General features: G+C 73.2%; 26 protein-coding genes. 9 read left to right on the top strand and 17 right to left on the bottom strand.

The features are described from left to right. Positions 1–28 precede the first annotated feature (28 nt). Positions 29–760 carry an arsenate reductase/protein-tyrosine-phosphatase family protein gene (locus tag JOD46_RS00925; protein WP_204390935.1) on the top strand — a complete coding sequence of 244 codons (732 nt, stop codon included), beginning with the start codon at positions 29–31 and terminating at the stop codon, positions 758–760. Further along, positions 757–1,986 carry a glycosyltransferase family 1 protein gene (locus JOD46_RS18855; protein ID WP_204390933.1) on the top strand — a complete coding sequence of 410 codons (1,230 nt, stop codon included), beginning with the start codon at positions 757–759 and terminating at the stop codon, positions 1,984–1,986. The genes JOD46_RS00925 and JOD46_RS18855 overlap by 4 nt, the downstream gene beginning before the upstream one ends. A gap of 90 nt (positions 1,987–2,076) precedes the next feature. On the opposite strand, the gene JOD46_RS00915 is transcribed toward JOD46_RS18855, so the two are convergent. Beyond that, the gene (locus tag JOD46_RS00915; protein ID WP_204390932.1) at positions 2,077–2,988 is read right to left on the bottom strand and encodes an alpha/beta fold hydrolase; all 912 of its coding nucleotides are present in this window, start codon (positions 2,986–2,988) and stop codon (positions 2,077–2,079) included. A gap of 71 nt (positions 2,989–3,059) precedes the next feature. On the opposite strand from JOD46_RS00915, the gene JOD46_RS00910 reads away from it, so the two are divergent. Continuing rightward, complete coding sequence (locus JOD46_RS00910) at positions 3,060–3,758, top strand: TetR/AcrR family transcriptional regulator (protein ID WP_204390930.1); 699 nt, start codon at positions 3,060–3,062, stop codon at positions 3,756–3,758. A 358-nt stretch (positions 3,759–4,116) separates the two neighbouring features. On the opposite strand, the gene JOD46_RS00905 is transcribed toward JOD46_RS00910, so the two are convergent. The 15 genes from JOD46_RS00905 to JOD46_RS00835 form a co-directional block, all read right to left on the bottom strand. Further along, entirely contained in the window at positions 4,117–5,526 is a 1,410-nt protein-coding gene (locus JOD46_RS00905) for an FAD-dependent oxidoreductase (RefSeq protein ID WP_204390928.1), read from the bottom strand. Between the two features lie 36 nt (positions 5,527–5,562). Then, positions 5,563–6,333, bottom strand: coding sequence for a uroporphyrinogen-III C-methyltransferase (gene cobA / locus JOD46_RS00900; RefSeq protein WP_204390926.1), 771 nt, complete (start codon positions 6,331–6,333; stop codon positions 5,563–5,565). After that, the gene (locus tag JOD46_RS00895; RefSeq protein WP_307834859.1) at positions 6,330–7,217 is read right to left on the bottom strand and encodes an ABC transporter permease; all 888 of its coding nucleotides are present in this window, start codon (positions 7,215–7,217) and stop codon (positions 6,330–6,332) included. The genes cobA and JOD46_RS00895 overlap by 4 nt, the downstream gene beginning before the upstream one ends. Before the next feature lie 79 nt (positions 7,218–7,296). Continuing rightward, complete coding sequence (locus tag JOD46_RS00890; RefSeq protein ID WP_204390922.1) at positions 7,297–8,094, bottom strand: ABC transporter ATP-binding protein; 798 nt, start codon at positions 8,092–8,094, stop codon at positions 7,297–7,299. 2 nt (positions 8,095–8,096) lie between these two features. Continuing rightward, positions 8,097–9,224 carry an ABC transporter substrate-binding protein gene (locus JOD46_RS00885; protein WP_204390921.1) on the bottom strand — a complete coding sequence of 376 codons (1,128 nt, stop codon included), beginning with the start codon at positions 9,222–9,224 and terminating at the stop codon, positions 8,097–8,099. Then, complete coding sequence (locus tag JOD46_RS00880; protein WP_204390920.1) at positions 9,221–10,567, bottom strand: sulfate adenylyltransferase subunit 1; 1,347 nt, start codon at positions 10,565–10,567, stop codon at positions 9,221–9,223. The genes JOD46_RS00885 and JOD46_RS00880 overlap by 4 nt, the downstream gene beginning before the upstream one ends. Continuing rightward, positions 10,567–11,595, bottom strand: coding sequence for a sulfate adenylyltransferase subunit CysD (gene cysD, locus JOD46_RS00875; protein ID WP_204390919.1), 1,029 nt, complete (start codon positions 11,593–11,595; stop codon positions 10,567–10,569). Before cysD ends, JOD46_RS00880 begins: the two co-directional genes overlap by 1 nt. After that, positions 11,592–12,395 carry a phosphoadenylyl-sulfate reductase gene (locus JOD46_RS00870; RefSeq protein ID WP_307834858.1) on the bottom strand — a complete coding sequence of 268 codons (804 nt, stop codon included), beginning with the start codon at positions 12,393–12,395 and terminating at the stop codon, positions 11,592–11,594. The genes cysD and JOD46_RS00870 overlap by 4 nt, the downstream gene beginning before the upstream one ends. Further along, the gene (locus JOD46_RS00865; RefSeq protein WP_307835097.1) at positions 12,392–14,110 is read right to left on the bottom strand and encodes a nitrite/sulfite reductase; all 1,719 of its coding nucleotides are present in this window, start codon (positions 14,108–14,110) and stop codon (positions 12,392–12,394) included. The genes JOD46_RS00870 and JOD46_RS00865 overlap by 4 nt, the downstream gene beginning before the upstream one ends. Before the next feature lie 223 nt (positions 14,111–14,333). Continuing rightward, complete coding sequence (locus JOD46_RS00860) at positions 14,334–14,669, bottom strand: hypothetical protein (RefSeq protein ID WP_204390915.1); 336 nt, start codon at positions 14,667–14,669, stop codon at positions 14,334–14,336. A 63-nt stretch (positions 14,670–14,732) separates the two neighbouring features. After that, positions 14,733–15,473: a sirohydrochlorin chelatase gene (locus JOD46_RS00855; protein WP_204390913.1), complete on the bottom strand. Its 741-nt coding sequence runs from the start codon at positions 15,471–15,473 to the stop codon at positions 14,733–14,735. A 53-nt stretch (positions 15,474–15,526) separates the two neighbouring features. Continuing rightward, on the bottom strand, positions 15,527–17,437 hold the full coding sequence (locus JOD46_RS00850) for a vWA domain-containing protein (protein WP_204390911.1): 1,911 nt from the start codon (positions 17,435–17,437) through the stop codon (positions 15,527–15,529). A 73-nt stretch (positions 17,438–17,510) separates the two neighbouring features. Further along, positions 17,511–18,053 (bottom strand): hypothetical protein, encoded by a 543-nt coding sequence (locus JOD46_RS00845; protein WP_204390909.1) that lies wholly within the window; start codon positions 18,051–18,053, stop codon positions 17,511–17,513. A 178-nt stretch (positions 18,054–18,231) separates the two neighbouring features. After that, positions 18,232–19,020 carry a PDC sensor domain-containing protein gene (locus JOD46_RS00840; RefSeq protein ID WP_204390907.1) on the bottom strand — a complete coding sequence of 263 codons (789 nt, stop codon included), beginning with the start codon at positions 19,018–19,020 and terminating at the stop codon, positions 18,232–18,234. Further along, positions 19,017–19,820, bottom strand: coding sequence for a FadR/GntR family transcriptional regulator (locus tag JOD46_RS00835; protein WP_204390906.1), 804 nt, complete (start codon positions 19,818–19,820; stop codon positions 19,017–19,019). Before JOD46_RS00835 ends, JOD46_RS00840 begins: the two co-directional genes overlap by 4 nt. Positions 19,821–19,971: 151 nt before the next feature. Here JOD46_RS00835 and JOD46_RS00830 point away from each other — a divergent pair, with 151 nt between their 5' ends. The 5 genes from JOD46_RS00830 to JOD46_RS00810 all read left to right on the top strand — a co-directional run bounded on the left by JOD46_RS00830 (position 19,972) and on the right by JOD46_RS00810 (position 24,716). Next, a complete protein-coding gene (locus tag JOD46_RS00830) occupies positions 19,972–21,027 on the top strand; it encodes an ABC transporter ATP-binding protein (protein WP_204390905.1) in 1,056 nt (351 codons plus the stop codon). A 55-nt stretch (positions 21,028–21,082) separates the two neighbouring features. Then, entirely contained in the window at positions 21,083–22,264 is a 1,182-nt protein-coding gene (locus JOD46_RS00825; RefSeq protein WP_204390904.1) for an ABC transporter substrate-binding protein, read from the top strand. Between the two features lie 79 nt (positions 22,265–22,343). Then, positions 22,344–23,273, top strand: a complete 930-nt coding sequence (locus JOD46_RS00820) for an ABC transporter permease (protein ID WP_204390903.1) — start codon at positions 22,344–22,346, stop codon at positions 23,271–23,273. Between the two features lie 9 nt (positions 23,274–23,282). After that, a complete protein-coding gene (locus tag JOD46_RS00815) occupies positions 23,283–24,086 on the top strand; it encodes an ABC transporter permease (protein ID WP_204390902.1) in 804 nt (267 codons plus the stop codon). 27 nt (positions 24,087–24,113) lie between these two features. Then, entirely contained in the window at positions 24,114–24,716 is a 603-nt protein-coding gene (locus tag JOD46_RS00810; protein ID WP_204390901.1) for a nucleoside deaminase, read from the top strand. Positions 24,717–24,744: 28 nt separating this feature from the next. Here JOD46_RS00810 and JOD46_RS00805 read toward each other — a convergent pair whose 3' ends face one another. Next, positions 24,745–25,536 carry a MarR family winged helix-turn-helix transcriptional regulator gene (locus tag JOD46_RS00805; protein WP_204390900.1) on the bottom strand — a complete coding sequence of 264 codons (792 nt, stop codon included), beginning with the start codon at positions 25,534–25,536 and terminating at the stop codon, positions 24,745–24,747. Between the two features lie 151 nt (positions 25,537–25,687). On the opposite strand from JOD46_RS00805, the gene JOD46_RS00800 reads away from it, so the two are divergent. After that, positions 25,688–26,323: a MarR family winged helix-turn-helix transcriptional regulator gene (locus tag JOD46_RS00800; RefSeq protein WP_307834857.1), complete on the top strand. Its 636-nt coding sequence runs from the start codon at positions 25,688–25,690 to the stop codon at positions 26,321–26,323. Positions 26,324–26,389: the final 66 nt, after the last annotated feature.

Raw genomic sequence — 26,389 nt, 5'->3', positions numbered from 1 at the left:
GTCGCCGGTGAGCCAGAGGGGTGGTGGCGTGAAGACGGATTCCTTCAGCGTGCTCGTCGTGTGCACGGGGAACCTGAACCGGTCGGCGCTCGGCGCCGCGCTGCTGCGCACCTGGGCCGGATGGTACCTTCCGGCGCCGCTCGCCATGCAGGTGCACGTGGGCAGCGCGGGGCTCGCCGCACCGGTGGGCAGCCACATGCGGAGCCGCTCGCGCGCCATCGCCGCGACGCTCGGCGCCGACGCATCCGGTCACCGCGCGGTGCAGCTCACCGACGCGCTCGTGCGCGACGCCGACCTCGTGCTGGTGGCCGAGGCCGAGCAGCGCGAGAAGGTGCTGGGGTTCGCGCCCGCGGCCCTCAAGCACACGTTCACGATCCGCGAGGCCGGCGCGATCGCGGGCGAGCTGCCCGTGCTCGCGCCGCCGACCTCGGTCGACGACCTGCGCGACCGCGTGGCGCGATTCGGCGCGAGCCGTGCACTCGCGGCCGGCTCGCCGCAGGACATCGTCGACCCCCAGGGCAAGGACGACGAGGCCTACCGCGAGATGGCACGCCAGGAGGTCCCCGCGCTCACGCGCCTCGCGTCCGCGCTGTTCGGCATGCCCGACCGCGAGGTCCTCGCGTACGACGATGCGGTGGCGGATGCCGCGGCGTTCCCGTTCGGCGATGACGGCGTCGAGGGCGGTGCGGGTTCCGGTCCCGGCGCCGGCGGCGCGGGCGACGGATCGACGGGTCGGCCGCGAGGGCGGCGACAGGCGTGACCTCGCCCCGCGCCATCCGGGTGCTGCACCTCGATCACACGAGCGCGGCCGGCGGCGCCGAGTTCGCCCTGCTGCGGATGCTGCAGGCGGGGCCCGGATGGGCGCCGTACCTGCTGATGGCGCCGCCAGAGGATCGCACGGCGCCCGGCATCTACGACGCCGTGCCGGTGCGGGTGCCGCGACGCATCGCGGGCGTCCGGCAGCCCGCCGGCGCGAGCAGCGGAGGCCGGCTCGCGGCCGCCCGCATGGGCGCGCGCGTGCTCGCCCAAGCGGGCGTCGTGCGCACGTCGCGCGCGTTCCACGGCGCCGACGTCATCGACGCGAACACGGCGCGATCGGCCGCCTACGGCGCGTTCGCCGTGCGCGGCACGCGGAAGGCGTTCGTCGTGCACCTGCGCGACCTCGTCGAGCCCGAGGCGCTCGGCCGCTCGGGGTACGCGCTCATGACCCGCGTCGTGCTGCCGCGCGCCGACGGCGTGGTCGCGAACTCGCGCGCGACCCTCGAGTCGGCGCGCCCCTTCTTCCGTGCCGGGGTGCCGGCCGAGGCGATCCCGAGCGCGTCGGGGCTGCGGGTGCGGTCGGCGGCGGATGGCGCGACGGCGGATGGCGCGGCCGCGGCTGGTGCGGCCACAGCTGGTGCCGCTCCCGGGCCGCTCCGCATCGTGGGCATGCTCGCCCGCATCGACCCGTGGAAGGGGCAGGCGCAACTCCTCGAGGCGTTTGCGCGCGTCTTCCGGGGCCGCGACACGCGACTGCAGCTCGCCGGCGGTGCGCCCTTCGGGCACGAGGCCTTCGCCGACGCGCTGCGCCGTCGCGCCGCTGAGCTCGGCGTCGGCACCCAGCTCGACCTGCTCGGCCACGTCGCCGACGTCGACGCACTCCTGGCGAACTGGGATATCGCGGTGCAGGCCTCGACGCGGCCCGAGCCGCTGGGCCAGAACGTGCTCCAGTACCTCGCCGCGGGCCGCGCCGTGGTCGCCGCCGACGAGGGCGGACCCGCCGAGTGGATCGAGGACGGCGTGAACGGCCTCCTCGTGCCGCCGCGCGACGTCGATGCGCTCGCCGACGCGCTCGCGCGCCTCGACGCCGACGCGGCGCTCCGCGCCCGCCTCGCGGCCGCCGCGGCCGCCACGCCCGGCCTACTCGACGACACGGCCGTCACGCGCGCCCACGAGGCGTTCTACGAGCGCGTGCTCCGCGCGTCGGCCGCGCGCCGCCCCGCCTGATCCCACCCGGCCCCTCGGTGTGGACACTCGTTGCGGGTGCGAGCTGCACCGCACCCGCAACGACTGTCGTCACCGAAGGAGGCTGGAGGGTCAGGCGGAGCGGGAGCCGGCCGTACGGGTCGAGCCGAGGGCGTCGACGCCGGCGGGGCCGGCGGTGACGAAGGCCGTGATGGCGTCGAGCGCGACATCCGCCCCCAGTACGCGCGAGTGCCCCGCGCCCTCGGTGAGCACCAGGCGCGAACGGTCGCCGTGCGCCTCGTGCAGGCGCACGGCCTCGCCCAGGCTGACCTCGCGGTCGCCGCGGTCGTGCACGACGAGCAGCGGCGTCCCCTCGGGCAGCGGGTGGGCGGCGCCGTCGAAGCGCGGCCACGGGTCGTCGAGATGCGGCAGGATGCGTCGCGCGAACCGCTCCGCGAGCGCGTCGGCGGTCGCGGCGCCGACGCCGACGCGCGCGGCGAACGAGTCGACGAGGTACCGTGCGTCGGCCATGCCGGCGATCGCCACGAGCGCGCCCGCCGCGGTCCCATTGCGGACCGCGGTCGCGGCGGCCATCGCGCCGAACGAGTGGCCGACGATCGCGTGGAAGCGGCCCTCCCGCGACTGCAGCGCCCCGATCGCGGCGAGCCAGTCGCGGATGTCGGTGCCGCGCCCTGGCGAGGCGCCGTTGGCGGGTGCGTCGAAGGCGACGAGCCGGAACCCCTCGGCGCGCAGCTCGCGCACGATCGGGGCGAACTGCGAGGCGCGGCCGCGCCATCCGTGCACGAGCAGGATCGTGTCGGGCCCGGTGCCCCACTCGTACGCGACGATGTCGCGGCCGCGCACCCGGAGGGTGCTGCGGCGCGCGGCGTCGTCGACGGCGCGGTCGGCGGGGCGCACGGGGAGCCTCGGGCCGACGCGCATGAACAGGGGCAGCGCGACGCGGGCGGCGGCCTGGGGCGAGATGCGCTCGGCGGCGCGGATGGCGCCGACGTGGGCGCGCAGGGCGGCATCGGTGGCAGGCACGGTGAGCTCCGATCAATGAATACGAACGGTCGTGCGTGAAGTATACGTACGATCGTGCGTAAAATGAAGTCATGAGTTCGGAGACCGGCGCCTTCGCGCTCGCCGGATCGGCGAGCACGAGCGATCACGCCGACGGGCGGCGCCTGCGCGGCGATGCCTCGCGGCGGGCGGTGCTCGCCGTCGCCGCCGACCTCGCCTCGGTCGAGGGGCTCGACCAGCTCTCGATCGGTCGGATCGCGCAGAGTGCCGGGGTGTCCAAGAGCAACGTCGCGACGCTCTTCGGCAGCAAGGAACGCCTGCAGCTCGCGACGGTCGAGGCGGCGCGCGAGCGCTTCGTCGAGACGGTCATCACGCCCGCGCGCGTGCACCCGCGCGGCCTGGCGCGGGCGCTCTCGCTCCTCGACGGCTGGATCGCGTACTCGCGGGATCGGGTGTTCCCCGGCGGGTGCTTCTTCGCCTCGGCCGCGGCCGACTTCGACGCGAAGCCCGGCGAGGTGCGCGACGCCGTCGCCGGGCTCCTGCGCGAATGGGGCGGCTACCTCGCCGCGACGCTGCAGCACGCGCACGATGCCGGCGAACTGCCGCTGCTCGACGACGCCAAGCAGCTCTCGTTCGAGTTCAGCGCCCTCCTCGAGCTCGCGAACCGCGACTCGCTGTTCACCGGACGCACGTCCTCGTACCGGCGCGCGCGCACCGGGATCGCGGCGCGCCTGCGCGCGGCGGGCGCCGACCCTGCCGCGATCGACGCGTTCGCCTCGATCTCCGACTGACGCGTGCTCAGCCGCCTCGGATCGAGCGCGCAGCCCCGCGCGAGGGGAGAAGGTCGCGCGGCCCGGAGGACCGGATATCACCGGTCATCCTCCGAGCCGCGCGAACTCCGCGACCGAGCGGGCGTCGGCCCGCGCCCGCAAGCCCAACGAGCGTGAGCCCGCGATGTGCGCGCCCGGACGAGCCTGCGTCAGCCAGCCATGAACGCGCCCGCGCAGGCGTGCGTCAGCCGCGCCGAGCGCGCCCACCGAGCGTGCGTCGGCCTGCGACGAGCGCGCCGAACGGGCGTGCGTCAGCTGGCGATGAGCGCGCCCGGGCGAGCGGGCACCGGCCCACGCCCAGCGCGCCCACGAGCGGGCGTCAGCCCGCGACGAGCGCGCCCGATCGCGAGATCTCGACCTGCTCGTCGCGCGGCACGACCTTCACGCGCTCGCGCGCCGTGCCCTCGAACGCCTCGCCCAGCGAGCGCTCGTGCGCGTCGAGCGCGAGCCAGCCGTTCCAGGTCGTGTACCGGATGCCGCGGGCCTCGAGCAGCTCGAGCACCTCGTCGCCGTCGGCGGCCGCCACCGTGGGCTCCGCGAGCACGCCGGCGTTCGCATCCGCGACCAGGTTCGTGATCGTCTCGAGCGCGTCGCCCTTGGTGTGGCCGATGAGGCCCACGGGCCCGCGCTTGATCCAACCGGTCGCGTACACGCCCGCGATCGGCGCGCCCGCGCCATCCGTCACCCGGCCGCCCTCGTTGGGGATGACGCGGGCCGACTCGTCGAACGGCACGCCCGCGATCGGCGAGCTCGCGTAGCCGACCGCGCGGTAGACGGCCTGCACGGGTACGTCGACGAACTCGCCGGTGCCCACGACCGAGCCGTCGCCGACCGGGCGCGTGCGCTCGAACCGCACGCCCTCGACCGAGGAAGTGCCGAGCACCTCGACGGGCGAGTGGAAGAAGTGCAGGTGCAGGCGGCGCGACGCGGTCGGCTGCCAGTCGGCGGGCTTGCGCCATCCGTTCAGCGTTCGGGTCATGACCTTGACCTGGTTGTTCGTCGCGAGCAGGTGCGCGGCGTGCTCGTCGCCCTCGGCACGGGCGAAGTCGTCGTCGTACACGACGATGTCGACGTCGGGCACCTCGCCGAGCTCGCGCAGCTCGATGGGGGTGAACTTGACCTGCGACGGGCCGCGGCGGCCGAACACGTGCACGTCGGTGACCGGCGAGGCGAGCAGGCCCTCGTGCACGTTGGCCGGGATGTCGGTCGAGAGCAGGTCGGCCGGGTGCTTCGCGAGCACGCGCGCGACGTCGAGGGCCACGTTGCCGTTGCCGATCACCGCGATCGACTCCGCCTCGAGCGGCCACTCGCGCGAGACATCCGGGTGGCCGTCGTACCAGGCGACGAGGTCGGCGGCGCCGTAGGAGCCGGGCAGGTCGATGCCGGGGATGTCGAGCGGGGCGTCCTTCAGGGCGCCGGTCGCGAAGATCACGGCGTCGTAGCGCTCGCGCAGCTCATCGACCGTGACATCCCGCCCGACCTCGACGTTGCCGATGAGGCGGATGGTGCCCTCGTCGAGCATCTCGTGCAGCGAGTTGACGATGCCCTTGATGCGGGGGTGGTCGGGCGCGACGCCGTAGCGGATCAGGCCGTACGGCGCGGGCAGCGACTCGAACAGGTCGATCGCGACCTGGCCGCCCGCTTCATCGACCTGGCGGCGCAGGATGTTGCCCGCGTAGATGCCGGCGGGGCCGGCTCCGACGATCGCGACACGGAGGTTGAGGGTCATGGGGTTCATGGCCTTTCGGAGGGGTGCAGGGGCAGGTCAGTCGATGGCGGGCGGCGCCGCGAACGCGGAGGTCGCGAGCTCGGCGGGCGCGTACGGGCTGAGCCGCACGACGTCGCCGACCACCACGACCGCGGGCGAGCGGACGCCGCGCACGGCCGCTTGGTGCGCGATCGTGTCGAGCGTGCCGATCGTCACTCGTTGGCGAGGGCCGTACCCATCCTCCACGATCGCGACTGGGCATTCGCCGCCGCGCTCGCCGCGGGCGAGGGTGATCGCCGAGTTCGCGAGCGTGCCGATGCCCATGAGCAGCACGACCGTGTGGTCGCGTCCGCCGCCGAGGGCCTGGATCTGGTCGTGCCCGGTGACGACCGTGAACGTGGTCGCGAGGCCGCGGTGGGTGAGCGGGATGCCGGCGATGGCGGGCACCGACACGGCGCTCGTGATGCCGGGCACGACCTCGACGTCGATGCCGCGCTCGCGGCAGTAGGCGAGCTCCTCGCCGCCGCGGCCGAACACGTACGGGTCGCCGCCCTTCAGGCGCACGACGCGCTTGCCGTCGCGGGCGAGCGTGACGAGCAGCTCGTTGATCGCGTCCTGCGGCACGGCGTGGTGGCCGGGCAGCTTGCCGACGTCGACGACCTCGGCGGCGAGCTCGACGCCCTCGGCCGCGAGCCCGTCGAGCACCGAGCGGGCGCCGAGCCGGTCGGCGACGATCACGTCGGCCGCCTCGAGCGCGCGCAGGCCGCGGATGGTGAGGAGCCCGGCGTCGCCCGGCCCGGCGCCGACGAGGAGCACCCGGCCGCTCATGCGTTCGCTCCCGTCAGTCCGCGCCGGCGCAGCAGGCCGCGCTCGATCGGGGCGAACACCAGCAGCTCGATGATCACGCCGATCGCGAGGATGACGAGGATGGTGCCGAGCGCCCCGGCGAGATCGGCGAGGTCGCGGCTCTGCTGCAGCATCGAGCCGAGCCCGAAGCCGATCGTGCCGCCGAACGCGATGATCTCGGCCGCCATGAGCGAGCGCCACGAGAACGCCCAGCCCTGGCGGAGCCCGGCGAGGTAGCCGGGCAGCGCGGCGGGCACGACGACCGTCGTGGCGAGCTGCCACCGCGACGCGCCGAGCACGGTGCCCACGCGGCGCAGCTGCGGCGGCACCTGCGCGATGCCCGCGACCAGCCCGTTCGCGATGGAGGGGACGGCGCCCATGAGCACGACGAAGTACACCGTGGCATCCGTCAGCCCGAACCAGATGATCGCGGCCGGAACCCAGGCGACCGACGGCAGCACCTGCAGGCCGGAGAGCAGCGGCTGGAACGCGCGGCGCAGCAGCCGCGATTCGGCGAGCAGGAGGCCGAGCGGCGTGCCGATCGCGATCGCGATGAGGAACCCGAGGATGCCGCGCTCGAGACTCGTCGTCACCGCGAGCTGCAGGCGGCCCGACTCCCAGGCCTGGCCGAGCGCGGCGGCGACGTCGAGCGGGCCGGGCGCGAGGTCGGGGCGCGGCTGGGCGATGACGGTGTACGCCTGCCAGGCCGAGACGAGCAGCACGAGGAGCACGATCGGCGGCAGTGCGCCGTCGACCAGGCGCCGCCACCACGCACGCGACGTGCGGGTCTCGGTCTGCAGCGCGTCGAGGCCGCGAAGGTCGGCGTCGAGCGAGTCGGCGGAGCCACCGCCGCGTCGCGTTGCCACTTCTGCCGGGTTCTCGCCCGGAGTTCCCGGCGAAACCGGCAATCCGCCGGCGGCGACCGCGTCCGAGGTTGTGATGAGCTCAGGCATTGCGACGGATCTCCCTTCGCAGGTGCTCGGTGATCTCGATCGAGAGCGTGCCGACCTGCGGCGACTCGATGCGGCGGGGGCCCTCGTCGGCGATCTCCCACTCGCGCACGATGCGGCCGGGGCGGCTCGACATGAGCAGCACGCGCTGCCCGAGTCGCACGGCCTCGCGCACGTTGTGCGTGACGAACACGATGGCGCGGCCGGTCTCGCGCCAGACGCGCTGGAGCTCCTCGTGCAGCAGGTCGCGCGTGATGGCGTCGAGCGCCGCGAACGGCTCGTCCATGAGGAGCACCGGGCGGTCCTGCGCGAGCGCCCGCGCGAGGGCGACGCGCTGGCGCATGCCACCCGACAGCTCGTGCGGGCGCTTCTCCGCGGCATCCGCGAGGTTGACGACCTCGAGCAGCTCGAGCGCGCGCGCCCGGCGGGCCGAGGCCGAGAGCCCCGACCCGCCGAGCCGCAGCGCGAGCTCGACGTTGCGCCGGGCGGTGAGCCACGGCAGCAGCGACGCGTCCTGGAACATCACCGCGGCGCCGCCGTCGGCGACCTCGACCGTGCCCGCCGTCGGCTTCTCGAGGCCGGCGACGATCGAGAGCAGCGTCGACTTGCCGCAGCCCGACGCGCCGAGCAGGCACGTGAACTGGCCCGGCGCGACGTCGAGGTCGATGCCGTCGAGCACGACGGGGCCGTCGTCGGCGTACCGCTTGCCGAGCCCGGCGATGCGGATGGCGGGCGCGCCCGCTCCCGCGCCGGTCGCCTCGGCGGGCACGCGCTCCGCGGTGATGGTGGACATGGTTACTCCGTCCCGAGTCCCGCCGCGCTCACGGGCTCCTCGCCGGCCTGCTCGAGCACCGCGTTCAGCGCCGAGAGGTCGAACAGCCCGTCGATGTCGCCGGCCTTCGACGTGCCCGCGTCGACGCCGTCCTGCAGGAGCTGCTCGAACGTGTCGGCGTGCGGGTCGACGGTGAAGTCGACGTGCTCGAGCGCGCGGTCGATGACCGCGTCGGAGAGACCCTTGCCCGCGTCGGCGGTCAGGCGCGCGTTGATCACGTCGGCCGCGGCATCCGGGTTCTCATCGAGCCAGGTGACGGATGCCGCGTGGCCGGCGACGAGCGCCCGCACCGTCTCAGGGTGCGCCGCGAGGAAGTCGGCGCGCACGAGCAGCACGGTCGTGGGGAACTCGCCGTCCTCCCAGAGGTCGGCCTCGTCGACGAGCACCTCGGCGCCCGCGTCGACCACGAGCCGCGAGACCCACGGCTCGGGCAGCCAGGCGCCGTCGAGGTCGCCGGCCTGGAACAGCGTGAGCGTCTGCGAGTTCTCAGTCGGCGAGATGGTCACGTCGCCGCCGCCCGTGGTCGACGTCTCGTAGCCCTCGTCGGCGAGCCAGGTGCGCAGCGCGACATCCTGCGTGTTGCCGAGCTGGGGCGTCGCCAGGTTGGCGCCGTCGAGGTCGTCGGCGCCGTCGATGCCGGGCTGGACGACCAGCGCCGCCCCGCCGCTGGCGGCGCCGGCGACGATGCGCGCCGACTGGCCGGCCGAGGCGATGTAGGTGTTGATCGCCGGGTTCGGGCCGATGTACGTCGCGTCGATCGCGCCGGCCGAGAGCGCTTCGATCGCGGCCGGGCCGGCGTTGAACACCTGCGTCGAGAGCGTCGTGTCGCCGAGCGCGTCCTGGATGAGCCCCTCCTCGAGGCCCACGAGCGCGGGCGCGTGGGTGACGTTGGCGAAGTACCCGAGTCGCAGCTCCTCGGCGGGCGTGCCCGTCGCCTCCGCGGCGGGGGCGTCGGGCTGGGTGCCGGCACCCGCTGCGGGCTGCGCCGCGCAGCCGGTGAGGGTCGCGCTCACGAGGATCGCCCCGGCGAGCATCATGCCGGCGAGGTCTCCGAGACGGGTCGAGCGAATGGCGCGCGAGCGTGCGGTCATGCTGTATCTCCTTCGGTGACGATGCCGGCGGCGAGGGTCGCGCCGTCGTGCGGGTGGATGACCAGGAACGCCCCGGCCCGGCGGTGCGCGGCGTACGGCTCGACGGCGAGGTCCGCCGCGAGCTTCAGCCGCACGAGTCCGATGTCGTTGGTCTCGAGCGCCGCGGTCGGGGTCGTCTCGAGCGTGTCGAGGTCGAGCCGGCCCCGGATGTCGGTGACGAGCGCCTGCACGGTCGAGGTGCCGTGCTTGACCAGCACGCGGCTGCCCGTGGTCAACGGACGCCCGTCGAGCTGGAATACGTCGGCCTCGATCTCGCGTCGCGGACGCGGGAGGGATCCGGAGGCTGCGATGACGGCGCCGCGCGCCGCGTCGACCGGGTCGGCGAGGCGCAGCGAGACCGAGAGCGGGGCGGATGCCTCGTCGACGGCCAGCGGCCCGCGGTCGATGCCGACGACGGTGGTCGTGATGCCGGCGGGGAACACCTCGACGGCGTCGCCGACCCGGACGGTGCCCGATTCGATGCGGCCCGCGAACGCGCGGTAGTCGCGGAAGTCGTCCTGCGGCTGGGTCTCGAGACGCTCGCCGGCGCTCGCTCCTCGACCCGCAGAGGTCAGCTCGGGCGATAGCGCGCCCTGCGGGCGGATCACGAGTTGCACGGGGAGGCGCAGCGCTTCGAGGTCGGTCTCGAGCTCGTCGATCGTCGCGAGCTCTTCGAGCAACTCGAGCAGGCTCGGCCCGTCGTACCAGGGCGTGTTCGCCGACCGCTCGACGACGTTGTCGCCTGCGAGCGCCGAGACCGGGATCGTGTGCGCGTCGGGCAGGCCGAGGTCGCGCGCGAGCGCGGCGACATCCGCCGCCACCGCCTCGAACGCGGCCCGGTCGTAGCCGGTCAGGTCGATCTTGTTGACCGCGACGATCACGTGCGGCACGCGCAGCAGCTGCACGACCGCGAGGTGCCGGCGGGTCTGCTCGAGCACGCCGTTGCGCACGTCGACGAGTACGACGACCGCGTCGGCCGTGGCCGAGCCGGTGACCATGTTGCGCGTGTACTGCACGTGGCCGGGGCAGTCGGCCAGGATGAACGACCGCCGACCGGTCGAGAAGTAGCGGTAGGCGACGTCGATCGTGATGCCCTGCTCGCGCTCGGCGCGAAGGCCGTCGGTGAGCAGCGCGAAGTCGATCGCACCGGGCTCGCCGCCGAAGCCGCGCTCGGCGCTCGTGCGCGCGACCGACTCGAGCTGGTCGGCGAGGATCGCCTTCGAGTCGTGCAGCAGGCGGCCCACGAGCGTCGACTTGCCGTCGTCGACCGACCCGGCGGTCGCGAAGCGGAACAGCGTGCTCATCAGAAGTACCCGTCCTTCTTGCGGTCCTCCATCGCCGCCTCCGAGAGGCGGTCGTCGGCGCGCGTGGCGCCGCGCTCGGTGAGGGTGGATGCCGCGACCTCACGGACGATGTCCGACACCGTCGCGGCATCCGACAGCACGGCGCCGGTGCAGCTCAGGTCGCCGACGGTGCGGTAGCGCACGGTGCGGCGCTCGATGGTCTCGCCCGCGCGCGGCGCGGAGACGTCGCTCACCGCGAGCCACATGCCGTCGCGCGCATAGACCTCGCGCTCGTGCGCGAAGTACAGCGGCGGCAGCGAGATCTGCTCGCGCTCGATGTACCGCCAAACGTCGAGCTCGGTCCAGTTCGAGATCGGGAACGCGCGCACGTGCTGGCCGACCGTGTGCCGGCCGTTGTAGAGGCTCCAGAGCTCGGGCCGCTGGTTGCGCGGGTCCCACTGGCCGAACTCGTCGCGCAGCGAGATGATGCGCTCCTTGGCGCGCGCCTTGTCCTCGTCGCGGCGTGCGCCGCCGAAGACCGCGTCGTGCCGGCCGGCCGCGATGGCGTCGAGCAGCGGCTGGGTCTGCAGCGGGTTGCGCGTGCCATCCGCCCGCTCCTGGAGGCGGCCATCGTCGAGGTAGTCCTGCACCGAGGCGACCTCGAGGCGGATGCCGAGCCGCTCGACGGTCTCGTCGCGGAACCGCAGCACCTCGGGGAAGTTGTGGCCGGTGTCGACGTGCAGCACCGGGAACGGCACCTTCGCGGGCCAGAACGCCTTGGTCGCGAGGTGCAGCACCACGACGGAGTCCTTGCCGCCGGAGAAGAGCAGGACGGGGCGCTCGAACTCGGCGACGACCTCGCGGATGATGTGAATCGCCTCGGCCTCGAGCGCGTCGAGCGTGTCGAGCGCCTGTGAGGGTCGAGGAGCACCGTGTGAGGGTTGCGGAGCCGACGAAGGAGGCGTCTCGAAACCCGCCTGCGCATCCTGGTTTCGAGACGGTCGCTGCGCGACCTCCTCAACCCGCGGGGGGAGGTTCGTGTCGGTCATAGGTGCAACCCGCATTCCGTCTTCGAGAGGCCGGCCCAGCGGCCCGACCTCGGGTCCTCGCCCGCGGCGACGGGCTTCGTGCACGGCTCGCAGCCGATCGAGGGATACCCCTGCGACATGAGGAGGTTCACGGGCACCCCGAACGCGCCCGCGTAGTCGAGGAGGTCGTCGAAGGTCCATGCCGCGACCGGGTTGACCTTGACGAGCCCGTTCCGCTCGTCGTACGTGACGAGCGGCGTGAGCGTGCGCGTCGGCGCCTCGTCGCGGCGGACGCCCGTGAACCACACCTCGTAGCCGCCGAGCGCGCGCTGCAGTGGCTCGACCTTGCGGCGCGCGCAGCAGAGGCCCGGGTCGCGCGCGAACAGCTCGGCGCCGAATGCGGCGTCCTGCTCGGCGACGGTCTGCTCCGGAAGCACGTCGACGATGCGGACGTCGAGCTGGCGGGCGACCTCGTCGCGCGTCGCGTGCGTCGCGGCGAAGTGGTAGCCGGTGTCGAGGAAGAGCACGTCGACGCCCGGGAGGTACTGCGCGACGAGGTGCGGCAGCGCGGCGTCGGCCATCGAGCAGGCGACGGCCGCGGCATCCGTCGCGAAGTTCGCCGCGACCCACGCGACGACCTCGGCGGGGGATGCCTCGTGGTCGGTGAGGCTGCCGAGCGCGGCGTTGCCGGCCTCGGCGAGGGCGCGGAGGTTGTCGGGAGTGCGGCGGACGCGAGACGGGCGCTGAGCGGCCTCCTCAACCCCCGAGTCGCGCGGAGCGCCCTCCTCAACCCTCGGGTGGCCGATGTTGCGCGCGCTCACCGCAGGGCCTCCTCGTCGGCGCGGTGCGCCCACTGGGCGAACGTCTCGCCGGCGGCCGCGTCGCGCTCCTCGAGGAACCGTGTGACGACGCGCTCGACGTAGTCGGCGATGCCGTCGGCGGCGACCTTGAGGCCGCGGACCGTGCGGCCGAGGCCGGCCTCGTCGCGGTCCTGCGAGGCGAGCCCGCCGCCGAGGTGCACCTGGTAGCCCGGCACCTGCTCGCCGTCGATGGTCACGAGCTGGCCCTTGAGCCCGATGTCGGCGGTCTGGATGCGCGCGCACGAGTTGGGGCAGCCGTTGACGTGCAGCGCGATCGGGTGCGGCAGGTCGAACGCGGCGAGGCGCTCCTCGAGCTCGAGCACGGCCGCGGTCGCGTACGCCTTGGTCTCGACGATCGCGAGCTTGCAGAACTCGATGCCCGTGCACGCGATGGTGCCGCGGCGGATGAGGCTCGGCCGGGCCTGGAGGCCGAGCTCGTCGAGGCCCGCGATGAGTGACTCGACGCGGTCCTCGGGGATGTCGAGGATGACGACCTTCTGGTGCGGCGTGGTGCGCAGGCGGGTCGAGCCGTGCGCCTCGATCAGGTCGGCGAGCTTCGTCAGGGCCGGACCCGACACACGACCGACGATGGGCGTCGCGCCGACGTAGAACCGGCCGTCCTTCTGGCGGTGCACGCCCACGTGGTCGCCGACCGTGGCCGGCGCGGGTGCCGCGGGTCCGTCGGGCAGCGCCTCGCCGAGGTACTCGGTCTCGAGCACCTCGCGGAACCTCGCGACGCCCCAGTCGGCGAGCAGGAACTTCAGGCGCGCCTTGTTGCGCAGCCGCCGGTAGCCGTAGTCGCGGAAGATCTGCGCGACGCCGTGCCACACCTCGGCCACCTGCGAGGGGGCGACGAACACGCCGAGCCGCTCGGCGAGCCGCGGCGCCGTCGAGAGCCCGCCGCCGACCCAGAGGTCGTACCCGACGCCCAGCGAGGGGTGCTCGACCGCGACGAACGCGACGTCGTTGATCTCGTGCACGACGTCCTGGCTGGGGTGCCCGGTGATGGCCGACTTGAACTTGCGCGGCAGGTTCGCGAGCGACTCGTCGCCGATGAACCGTGACGCGATCTCCTCGATCTGCGGCGTCGGGTCGATGAGCTCGTCGGCCGCGATGCCCGCGACGGGCGAGCCGAGGATGACCCGGGGCACGTCGCCGCACGCCTCGGTCGTGCCGAGCCCGACCGCCTCGAGCCGGCGCCAGATCTCGGGCACGTCCTCGACCCGGATCCAGTGGAGCTGCACGTTCTGGCGGTCGGTGAGGTCGGCCGTGTCGCGCCCGAACTCCGTCGAGATGCCGCCGATGACGCGCAGCTGCTCGGTCGTGAGCTGCCCGCCGTCGATGCGGACGCGCAGCATGAAGTACTCGTCCTCGAGCTCGTGCGGCTCGAGCGTCGCGGTGCGACCGCCGTCGATCCCGGGCTTGCGCTGCGTGTACAGCCCCCACCAGCGGAAGCGGCCGTGCAGGTCGGTCGGGTCGATCGACGCGAAGCCGCCGTCGGCGTAGATCGTCTCGATCCGCTCGCGCACGCTCAGGCCGCCGTCGGCCTGCTTCCACTCCTCGTTCGCGTTGAGCGGTGCGGTGCCGTCGACCTTCCACTGCCCGTTCGGCTTCGCCGAGGGGCGGGGCGGGCGGATGTCGCGTGCCGCCGGCTCTCCCCGTGCGGCCCCGCGCACGGTGCGCGACGGCCGCGTCGCGGCATCCGTCGTGTCGATCGTCACGCCGATCCCCCTTCATGGTCGCGACCCCCGTCCGGGGTGCGTGGTCCATGAAGCTACGGGGGTCGGGCGGATGCCGGAAGGCGGGCGCGTCACGTTCGGTCACCTCGTGTCGCACGGCGTCACATACCGTCGCAATCGGTCACCGTGAAGCGCATCGGCGGCCGTCCGGGTCGTTCGCCTACAGGTCGTCGAAGTACTCGTGCGCGGTGCCGTGCCCGAAGTGCGACGACACCGCCCGCGGGCGACGGAGCTCGGCCGTGAGGCGCTCGAGCCGCCGGACGAGCTCGTCGTCGACCAGCTCGTGCTCATGACTCGGCTCGACGTCGGCGATCAGCTGGCTGGCGGGTCCGACGAGCAGGGTGGAACTGCCCGTGGATCCGTCGGGCTCGCGGACGGGGATCTCGATGGTGGCCGCGGTCGCCGACTTCGCGAGCACCTCCGCGTAGTCGAGGAGCGCTTGTGCGATCGCCGATCCGGTCAGGACGGAGTCTCCGGCGTAGTGGATCCGATGCATCCTTCCTGCCTACCGGCTGCGACCCGGAGCGTCACAGGGGTTGACCTCTCAGGAAGGGCAGCGTCAGGCCGCGAGCGCGCGCGCGGATGCCTCGTAGCGGTCGAGCACGATCTCGACGAGTTCGCCGGGGGCCGGCGCATCCGGCACGAGCAGCGGCGCGGCCGTCACGTCGGCGCCCGCGGCGCGCGCGAGGTCGTCGAAGTAGCCGGGTGCGAGCAGGTAGTTCGCGACGACGACGCGCGCGGCCGCGCCGTCCGCTCGCGCCGCCGCGACGGCGTCGGGCAGGCGGGGCTCGGCCGCCGACAGGAAGCCCAGCGATACCTCCCGACCGGACGCCGCAGCGAGCCGCCGCGCCTGGTCGCGGCAGTCGTCGATCGCGCGCGTGTCGCTCGATCCGGCGACGGCGAGCACGATGCGGTCGTCGTCGCGCAGGCCCGCCTCGTGCAGGCGGCGCAGCAGCAGCGCCGCGAGGCGGTCGTCGGGTCCGAGGGCGCCGGCGAGCGCGACCGGGCGCTCCGTCTCGTCGGCGACGGCCTCGGTGAGGTCGACGTAGACGTGGTAGCCCGCCGAGAGCAGCAGCGGCACGACGACCGCCGGTTCGCCCGGATCGAGCGACGCGAGCGTGGCCGGCACGTCGGGCTGCTCGACGTCGACGTGTCCGAGCCGCACCGAGGGCGGTGCCTGCGGATGGCGCCGGGCCGCCGCCTCGGCGACCGCGGCGTGCAGGCCGCGCACCGCCCGGCGGCCGTCCTCCGACGACGTACCGTGCGAGATGCCGACGAGGGCGGGTGGGCGCGCGTTCATGGCTCAATGCTCGCAAACGGATCGGCGCGGCGGGTCCCGTGTGACGGCGGCCGTCAGAAGCTCGTCACGAGGTCGCCGAGCACCTCGTCGACCTCGGTCGGGTCGGTCGAGTCGTAGAAGTGCGCGCCCGTCGCCGACGAGATCGCCTGCAGGGTCTTCACGTCGGCATCGGCGCCGTAGGCGAGGGTGAACACCAGCACGGGCGTGGAGTGGTGCAGCTCGTCCAGCGTGGCGAGCATCTGCGCGCTCGAGGTGCTGGGCGCCTCGGTCTCGTTCCTGCCGTCGCTGAGGAGCACGATCGCGTTGATGCGGTCGGGGTCCCAGTCCTCGGCCTGCTGCGTCGCGAACGTGTCGACCGCCTCGTAGAGCGGCGTCCACTCGATCGGCTTGAGCTTGCCGAGCGCGGCCTCGAAGTCGTCGCGCGTCTCCGTGATGTCGCCCACGGGGCTCACCACCCCGGGAGCGAGCGGGTTCGCGTCGACCTCGGAGAACGCGGCGAGCCCCACGTCGTCGCCCTCGGCGAAGTAGTCGAGCGCCTTCGAGATGGCGACCTTCGCCGCGGCGAGCTTCGTCTCGCCGGTCGCGATCTTGTCGCCCATCGACCCGGAGACGTCGACGAGGAACAGCACGTTCGCACGCTTGCGCACCTCGTCGAACGCCTCGTGCATCGCCACGACCACGGACGGCGCGGGGAACGCCAGCCCGCCGTCGGGCGACTCGGTGAGCGCGCCGACGTCGGCGACGCCGGGGTCGAGCTCGCCGTTGAGATCGCGGTAGCCGGTCTCGCGCACGATCGCCTGGCCCTCCGCCGTGCTCGCGAACCGCACGAAGTCGGCCGCCGCGGCCGCCTCCTCGTCGTCGACCCAGCTGCCGGTGAGCACGACCGCGGGGTTGTCGGCGACGTAGAAGCCGTCGGTGGGGTAGATCGGCACGAGCTGCTCCTGGGGCGGGTCGCTCTCGATGCGCGTCACTCCGTCACGGCTCGTGATGCCGCGGTTGTAGTCCCACACCGACTTCTCGTCGACGATGACGGCCGAGAGGAAGTCGGCCGCCGATCCGCCCTTGTCCTCGGACTGCCGCGCGTGCCAGAGGAAGTGCTCGGGCGTGGCCATGTAGTGGCTCGTGGCGAGCTCGTGCTGCTTCACCTCGGCGGTCACCTCGTCGTCGGCGATGTCGTCGGCCGAGAGGTCCGCGATCGATCCGGCCGCGGAGCCGTAGGACGCGAGCATGGCGGCCTCGCCCGAGCTCGCGACGAGCGGGCTGGTCTTGCCGAGCTTGAACTCGCCCCACTCCGGGTGGTCGAGGTCGCTCCAGACCGACGCGTCTTCCGAGGTCGCGAAGACCTCGGTCCACGTCGGCGGCTCGTCGTCCCAGCCGATCGCGGCCGCGAGATCCTCCGGCATCGCCAGGACGATGTCGGACGACGCGATGCTCTCGCCCTCCTCGGGCACGTTCGCCGAGCCGCCGGCGTCGCGCGCGACGCCGAGCCACGAGTTCGCGTCGGGGATCCAGAGGGCCGGGCGCTCGTCCTCCGCCTGCTCAGTGAATCCGACCGCCGCCTCGGCTGCGGCGATGCCGGACTTGTCCTTGGTCGGCACGACCTCGACGCAGGCGCCCTCGACATCGCGGGGCGCGGCGTTGTAGGCCTCGGCGAGCCGCTGGACCATCTCGGCGTTCTCGAACGACGAGAGCGCGCGGACCGTCGTGCACGGCTCGGCACCGGCGGTCGGGGCGGGTTCGTCGCTGGGGAAGACGATCGGCTCGGGCTCGGCCGACGCGCCCGGCCCGGCGCTCGTGCCGCCCTGGGTGGTGAGCATCGCGGCGGTCACGGCGCCCCCGATCGCGAGCACCGCGGCGACGCCGCCCGCCACGGCCACCCAGAGCACGCGCCGGCGCCGGCGCCGGCCCTCCTCGCGCAGTCGGCTTCGGTCGCGTCGCGGGGCGTTCTCGGGTGCATCGCGCATCGCTGGTCCTCCAGTCAGCGGGTGCCTCGTTCGTGAGCCTAGCTCAGCGTGATGTGCGGCGCAGGGGCCGGCGTCATGCTGTGGAATTCACCAGCCCGATCACCACCGCGGTCCACCAGGCCGCCTGCGACACCACGGCGCTCGTCACGAAGCCGACCCGTGCGCCTCGCGGCAGGCTCCGGAAGTGCGCGTTCGCGGGCAGCCGTGCGAGGTCGTGCGTCCAGCGCGTGAGCGCGACCCCGTTGAGGCTCAGCACCAGCACGGCGCCCAGCTTGACGAGCGTCGCGGGCCGGCCGAGGTCGGGTTCGAGCAGTGCGCCGCTCGCGAGCAGTCCGCCGAGCCCGACCCACACGGGCAGGATCATGGTGCGGTCGGCCTGTCGCAACTCCCGGACGTTGCTCCAGCCGGTGGCCCAGAGCAGTGCGTGCCACTCGATCATGAGCACGGCGCCGAGGCCGATCACGAGCGCTCCGACGTGCACGAACAGGGCGATGCCGTGCAGCCAGTCGGGCGGCGCGAGGACGGTGCTGAGCCACACGGTGACGGCCCAGGCCGCCGTCACGCCCGCGTACGCCAGCAGGCGCCGCCGCCTCCTGCGGGCCTGCTTCTCCCTCATGGTCACCGTCATGAGTCCGCCGGTCTCGCTCGGGGCACCTGCCGATGTCGGCCCGCGCCCGTTCTGCTCAGGCCCTCACCTTACCGGGATGGCCCCCGCGCGGGGGACGCCTGTGCACGGTTCGGCGCGGTCGGCTCGAGCGGATGCCGCGACGGCCGGCGCGCGACGATGGACCCCGCTACTCGACCACCAGGGCGAGCGAGGTGTCGCCGCACGGCACGACATCGGCCCCGCCGGGCAGCGGCGCGACCGCCGTCACGAGGCCCACGCCCTCGGCCTCGCGGAGCGGCGCGAGGGCGTCGGCGAGCCCGTCGAGCCGGAGCAGCGCGCCGGTCGCGCGGTGCGTGTCGGTCGAGGCGACGATGCGCCCCGAGGCGTTGACGATCGTGCACGTGCGGTCGGCCTCGCGCAGCACCGGCAGCAGCGCCTGCTCGAGCCGGGCCACGTACACGTCGGCGCCGACGAGGCCGGCCATCTCGCCGTCGACGGCGACCGGCGTCGTGATCGTGACGGTGTAGTCGTCGGTGCAGAGGTAGTCGACGTAGGGCCCGGTGAGGTGCCGCCGGCCGGTACGCGCGGGCACGCGCCACCACTCGAGCGTGGTGTAGTCGCGGAACGACTCGGCGTCGGGGTCGCTCACCGCATCCAGCCGGCGCAGGCCGCCGCCCGTCTGCTCGACGCGGAACGGCGACGCGCCCGAGAGCCACCACGCGAGGTGCCATGGCGCGTCGGCGAGGAAGCCGGGTGCCGCGACGAAGCCCGCGCCGGTGATCAGGGTGCCGGGTCGCTCGAGTTCGGCGGCGACGAGGTCGGCCACCACGGGGTCGAACGTCGCGGCGCGCGGCTCGGCGTCGGCGGCGAGGTGGCGCTCGGCGTTCGCCCGCCAGTCGTCGATGACGGCGAAGACCGGGTCGATGGTCGCGGCGACGCGCTGTGCGATGCCGGCGGCGGTGTCCACGAGGGTCATGACCGGCTCCCTTCGGTCGTTCGGGGCCGCGTCGGCGCGGCGTCGGTCGCGGGGGCCGACTCGAGCCGGGCCTTCTCGTCGACCAGCCATTCGACGGCCGACGTGATGTGGTCGACGGTCGCGCGGCGGGCGGATGCGCCATCCGCTCGCCGGATCGCGTCGATCACCTCGAGGCGGGCCTCCCTGCTCCGGTCACGGTACTCCTGCTGGCGCAGGCAGAGCCAGAGCAGGACGCCCGTCTCGGCCTGGAGCCGCAGTTCCTCGTGGACGAGCCTCGGCGACTGGCTGACGGCGGCGACCTCGAGCTGGAAGCGGCCGACCGCGCGCCGGGCGCCGCCCGTGTTCGCGAGGTCGGCGCGCGCGTCGATCTCGACGAGGCTCTGCACGTCGTCGTCGCTCGCGCGGTCGGCGGCGACCTCGGCCGCCATGCCCGCGATCGCGGAGACGAGGATGGAGAGGTCGCGCAGCTCGATGCGGCTCGCGGCGCGCAGCCGCCCGTCGATGAGCCGCGTCGAGGCGTCGCGGTCGTAGGTGACGAAGCTGCCGCCGTCGCGGCCGCGCCGGGTGCGCACGAGCCCCTTGTGGCGGAGGGCGACGAGCGCCTCGCGCGCGGTGACGAGCGCGACGCCGAGGCTGCGGGCGAGCTCGGCCTCGCTCGGCAGCCGTTCGCCGTCGCGCAGTACGCCCGAGACGATCGCGTCGGTCAGGCGCTGCTCGACGAGCTCGGCCCGGCCCGAACCGTCGAGCGGGGAGAAGATCACGGCGCGGGCGGGGTCGGTGCGCGCACTGGACTGCGGCATCCGGACCTCCTCGATGAAGCGCCGATCCGACCCCGGCCCCCGGATTGGGGGCGCTCATCGGGCGATCTGTGATGCGACCGTAACACGAACCTCTGGACTATGACATATGAATCCATATGATTTAGAACCACGACATCGAAGGAGATCGTCAATGACCGACCAGCAGCCGGCGATCCGGCTCACCGGGCTCACGAAGGAGTTCGGCGCCGTCACCGCCGTCGACCACGTCGATCTCGAGATCGCCGCGGGCGAGTTCTTCTCCATGCTCGGTCCCTCGGGCTCCGGCAAGACCACGGTGCTGCGGCTCATCGCCGGCTTCGAGCAGCCCACGAGCGGCACGATCGAGCTGTTCGGCGACGATGTCACCAAGCGCGCCCCGTTCGACCGCGACGTGAACACGGTCTTCCAGGACTACGCGCTGTTCCCGCACATGAGCGTGCTCGACAACGTCGCCTACGGCCTGCGCGTGCGCGGCATCGGCCGCAAGGAGCGCATCGAGCGCGCCCGCCGCGCGCTCGCCTCGGTGCGGCTCGAGCAGATGGCCGATCGCCGGCCCGCGCAGCTCTCCGGCGGCCAGCGCCAGCGCGTGGCGCTCGCACGGGCGACCGTCGTGCAGCCCAAGGTGCTCCTGCTCGACGAGCCCCTCGGCGCGCTCGACCTCAAGCTGCGCGAGCAGATGCAGGTCGAGCTCAAGCAGATCCAGCGCGAGCTCGGCATCACGTTCATCTTCGTGACCCACGACCAGGAGGAGGCGCTCACCCTCAGCGACCGCGTCGCCGTCTTCAACAACGGGCGCATCGAGCAGCTCGGCACGCCGGCCGAGCTCTACGAGCGGCCCGTCTCCCGCTTCGTCGCCGACTTCGTCGGCACGTCCAACCTGTTCGACGACCAGACGTCCCAGGTCCTGCTCGGCCGTGGCGGCACCCACTCCGTGCGCCCCGAGAAGATGACCGTCGACTCGTCCGCCGACGCCTCGGGCGACGGCGTGCACACCGCCCCGGGCACGGTCGTCGAGACGATCTACCTCGGCAGCGGCATCCGCGTGGTGGTCGACCTCGACGCCGGCCCCCGGGTCAGCGTGCTCGAGCAGAACGCCCGCAATCGCGCGCGCGACGAGGACCGCGGCGACCGCGTCGTCGTCAGCTGGCACGACGACGACGTCGTCGCGCTCGGCGGGGCGGATGCCGCGCCCGCACCGGCAGCGTGACGAACCCGCCCCGACCTGCACCACACCCACCACACAGAGAAACCAGGAGAGAACCATGATGCGCATCTCGCGCACGGCACGCCGCGGCGTGACCGTCGGACTCGCGATCGGCTCGGTCGCGTTGCTCACCGCCTGTGGCACCACCTCGGGAACCCCGACGGCGACCGAGGAGGCCCTCACCGAGCTCGGCGACGGCGAGGGACAGGTCTCGATCCTCGCGTGGCCCGGCTACGTCGAGGACGGCACCAACGACCCCGCCGTCGACTGGGTCACCCCGTTCGAGGAGGAGACCGGCTGCCAGGTCACCTCGAAGACCTATGGCACGTCCGACGAGGCCGTGAACCTCATGAAGACGGGCGAGTACGACGTCGTCGCCGCCTCGGGCGACGCGACGCTCCGCCTCATCGCGGGCGGCGAGGTGCAGCCCGTCAACACCGACCTGATCCCGAACTACGAGGGCATCTACGACTTCCTCAAGGAGAAGGAGTGGAACTCGGTCGACGGGCAGTCGTACGGCGTGCCGCATGGTTACGGCGCGAACCTGCTCATGTACAACACCGACGTCTTCACCGAGGCGCCCACCTCGTGGGACGTCGTGTTCGACAAGGCGAGTGAGAACGCGGGCAAGGTCACCGCGTACGACTCGCCCATCTACATCGCCGACGCGGCGGTCTACCTCATGGCGCACCAGCCCGAGCTCGGCATCGAGAACCCGTACGCACTCGACGAGGAGCAGTTCCAGGCCGCGGTCGACCTGCTGAAGGAGCAGCGCCAGTCCATCGGCGAGTACTGGTCGGACTACCTCAAGGAGATCCAGGCGTTCGAGTCGGGTGACTCGGTCGTCGGCACGACCTGGCAGGTCATCCAGAACGTGCTCGCCGACTCGGGTGCGCCGACCGACGTCGTCCTCCCCGAGGAGGGCGCGACCGGATGGTCCGACACGTGGATGGTCGCGTCCGATGCGGCCAACGTGAACTGCGCGTACGAGTGGCTGGACTACATCGCCAGCCCCGAGGCCAACGCCCAGGCGACCGCGTACTTCGGCGAGGCCCCGTCGAGCGACGCGGCCTGCGAGTTCCGCGAGGACTGCGAGGCCTACCACGCCGGTGACGAGGACTACGCCTCGCAGATCTGGTACTGGACCACGCCGATCGCCGAGTGCGTCGACGGTCGCACCGACGTCGAGTGCGTCGACTACGCCCAGTGGACCGAGGCCTGGTCCGAGATCAAGGGCTGATCCCGCCCCGCGGGTCGAGGAGGTCGCCCGGCGGCCTCCTCGACCCCCACCTCTCCACCGACCCCCGACTGGAAGCCGCATGACGACGAACGCGACCGCACCGACCTCACCGCCGGGCCGCGGCATCCCACGCCCGAAGGCCACGACCGCCCGCCGGACGTCGGTGTTCCTCAGCACGCACCCGCGCACCCGGCTCGCGCTGCTGCTGTCGGCCCCGCTGTTCTGGCTCGCCCTCGTGTACGTGGTGGCGCTGGCCGCGCTGCTGGTCACCGCGTTCTGGTCGGTCGACAGCTTCACCGGCCAGATCACGACCGAGTGGACGCTCGACAACATCATCACGGTGCTCACCGGGTCGCTGTACCAGACGGTGACGCTGCGCACGATCGGCGTGGCGCTGCTCGTCACGATCATCGACGTCGCGCTCGCCCTCCCGATCGCGTTCTACATGGCCAAGGTCGCCTCGCCGCGCGCCCGCCGGCTCCTCGTGATCGCCGTGCTCATGCCGCTGTGGGCCAGCTACCTCGTGAAGGCGTACGCCTGGCGGTCGGTGCTCTCGCAGGACGGCATCCTCGAGTGGGTACTCGCGCCGTTCGGGTTGCACACCCCGGGCTACGGCCTCACCGCGACGATCATCACGCTGTCGTACCTGTGGCTGCCCTACGTGATCCTGCCGATCTACGCCGGGCTCGAGCGCGTGCCCGACTCGCTGCTCGAGGCATCCGCCGACCTGGGTGGAAAGTCCTGGCCCACCATCCGGCACGTCGTGCTGCCGCTCGCGGCACCCGCGATCATCGCGGGCACGATCTTCAGCTTCTCGCTCTCGCTCGGCGACTACATCACCGTGAACATCGTCGGCGGCGCGAGCCAGATGCTCGGCAACCTCGTGTACACGAACGTCGGCGCGGCCAACAACCTGCCGCTCGCCGCCGCGATCGCGCTCATCCCGATCGCGATCATCTTCGGCTACCTCGCGCTCGTGCGTCGCACGGGCGCCCTGGACAACCTGTAGGGGCGACGCATGCGACTCTCCCGACTCTCGCGCACGACGCTCGGCGTCGTCGCCGTCCTGATCCTCGTGCTCGTGTACGTGCCGCTGTTCGTGGTGCTCGTGAACTCGTTCTCGACCTCGACGTCGCTCTCGTGGCCGCCGCCGGGCTTCACACTCGAATGGTGGCAGCGCGCCTTCCGCAGCGCCGGTGCGATGGAGGCGGTGGGCACGAGCGTGGTCGTCGCGCTCGTCTCGACCGCGATCGCGCTCCTGCTCGGCACGCTCATCTCGTTCGCGCTCCAGCGGTTCGACTTCTTCGGCCGGCACGCGATCAACCTGCTCGTGATCCTGCCGATCGCCCTGCCGGGCATCATCACCGGTATCGCGCTGAACAACTTCTTCCGCACGATCATGGGCATCCCGCTCTCGATCTGGACGGTCGTGATCGCGCACGCGACCTTCTGCATCGTGACCGTGTTCAACAATGTGATCGCCCGCTTGCGGCGGACGGGCACGAAGCTCGAGGAGGCGTCGGCCGACCTCGGCGCGGGGGTCTTCACGACCTTCCGGCTCGTGACGTTCCCGCAGCTGCGCTCGGCGCTGCTCGCGGGCGGGCTGCTGGCGTTCGCGCTGTCGTTCGACGAGATCATCGTGACGACGTTCACGGCGGGCTCGGGCGTGACGACGCTGCCCATCTTCATCCTGAACAACATGTTCCGGCCGAGCCAGGCGCCGATCGTGTCGGTGATCGCGGTCGTGCTCGTGATCGTGTCGATCGTGCCCATCTACCTCGCGCAGCGGCTGTCGGGCGACGACGAGCAGAAGGCGCCGTAGGCCGTCCCGCAGGGCAGAATGAGGGGCATGGATGCCGCGCTGCCGTCCTCGTTCTCCGCGTCGCTGCCGCCGTGGCTGGTCGACGAGCTCCCACAGCTGGCCTCGACGCCGCTGCCCGACGACGAGGCAAGGGTCGGGCTCGCGATCGAGCTGGCCGATCGCAACTGGCGCGCGGGCAACGGCGGTCCGTTCGCGGCGCTCGTCGTCGACGCGTCATCCGGCGCGCTCGTCTCGGCGGGCGTGAACGTCGTGCTCTCGAGCGGGCTCAGCTCGACGCACGCCGAGGTCACCGCGCTGAGCCTCGCGCAGACCCGGCTCGGCCGCTGGGACCTGGGCGCCGAGGGGGCCGAGCTCGAACTCGTCGTCAACTGGGCCCCGTGCGTCATGTGCTACGGCGCGACCATGTGGTCGGGTGTGCGCCGGCTCGTCATCGCTGGCCACGGCGACGAGTGCGTGGACCTCACCGGGTTCGACGAGGGACCCATGCCCGACGACTGGATCGGCGAGTTCGAGGACCGCGGCATCAGCGTGCACTCGGGTGTGCGTCGCGCCGAGGCGCTGCGCGTGTTCCGCGAGTTCGGGGCCTCGGACGCCGTGGTCTACAACGCGCGCGGCCGATCCGAACGCTAGGTCCGGACCGGCCGCGGAGTCGGGCGGGTCAGCGCTGCGCGCGGTCGTGCGGCGCGCCGTGGGGGAGACCGCGGCCGCGGCGCTCGTCGAGGTGGACGTGCACGTGCACCTCGGCCGCGCCGTGCCGCTCGTGCGGGCCGTGTCCGTGGGCTCGTCCGTGGCGGCCGTGGTCGGGGTGGTGGCACCCGTCGTGCCGGTCCGTCCCGGCGCCCGTCGGCCCGAACGCGGGGCGGCCGAAGCGTCGGAAGCCCGGGCCCGGACGGGGGTCGCGCGAGGCGAACCCGCCGCGTCGGCGCGAGCGCGCCTCGCGTCGCCAGGCCGCTGCGGCCTCCTCGCTCCAGCCGAGCTCGCGGGCCATGGCCTCGAGCGTGGTGAGCGTCGTCGCGTAGTCGTCGGATGACACGGCGCCGCCGATGCGCGAGCGGATGGCGGCCACCCGCTCGCCGAGCGCCGCGAGCGCATCGCGGCCCCCGTCGGTCAGCGTCCAGGCGCCGGGCTCGCCGGCGACCCAACCGCGATCGACGAGGTCGTCGAGGCGGTGGGGGCGCGCGTCGAGCTTGGCGAGCAGGCGCTCGTCGCGCGCCTCGCCGCCCAAGAGGTTCAGCAGGCGCCAGTCGCGGCGCGTGACGCCGAGATCGGCGAACGCGGTCTCGAACTCGCGGTCGATCAGGCGGTCGACGGTCTTCAGCCAGAAGCCGAGCGGGCGCGTCGTGGGGTCGGCGGGCGCGTCCGCCGCGGCGTCGTGCTCGCCGAGGTCGTCGGCCTCGGGCGTCTCGTCGACTGGGTCGGGCAGGTCGTGGTCGTGGTCGTGGGTGTTCATCGGAATCCTCTCGTGGCCGGCGTGCTCGGCGCGGATGGCGCGGGGCCGGCGGTGTCGTGCGCCCCGGTCGGGGCGATGCATGTCTCATGACATGTACATGCAGTGTGACATGCATCGTTATTGCATGTCAAGTGACATGTACCATAGGGTCGTGACCGGATCCGACCCGCACGCGCCCGAGCCCGACCCCGTCGAGCTCATCGAGCGCTCGCTCGCCGCGCTGCGCCACGGGCGTCCGCGGGGCGGCCCGCACCCGCACGGCGACCACCACCACGGGCACCATCCGGGAGCCGGCGCGCCCGGTCCCGCGGATCGCGGCGCCCGCCCGGCGGGCGGTCGACCCTGGGGGCACGGCGCGAACGGCGAGGCCGACGCAGAGGGGCGCGCGGGCGGCCCGCCCTGGCCTCGGCGCGGGTCGCGCGGCGCGTGGGAATTCCGCGTCGGACCCGTCGCGCGATTCCGCCTCCTCGCGACGCTCGACGCGGCCGATCGCCCGCTCTCGGTGACCGAGCTCGCCGAGGCGATCGGCGTCGACCAGCCCCGCGCGAGCCGGCTCGTCCAGGCCGCCGCCGACGAGGGTCAGGTCGTGCGGGAGGCCGATCCCGACGACGCCCGGCGCACCCGCATCCGACTGACCGAAGCGGGCTCGGCCGCGGTGCGGAACGCGACGTCGACGCGTCGCCAGGCCATCGAGGCGGCACTCGAGGGGTTCACCGACGTCGAGCGGGCCCAGTTCGCGACGCTGCTCGCGCGGTTCGCGCGCGGCATCCAGGAGCGCCGTCCCTGACGGTCCGTGCTCGTTCGAGCACGGAATGGCCAGTCGGGTGCACATTCGCAGCGCTCGCGTGAACGT

Origin of the sequence: Agromyces aurantiacus, from assembly GCF_016907355.1 — a bacterium.
Taxonomy (GTDB): Bacteria; Actinomycetota; Actinomycetes; order Actinomycetales; family Microbacteriaceae; genus Agromyces; species Agromyces aurantiacus.
This window is presented reverse-complemented; position numbering and strand designations above follow the sequence as displayed.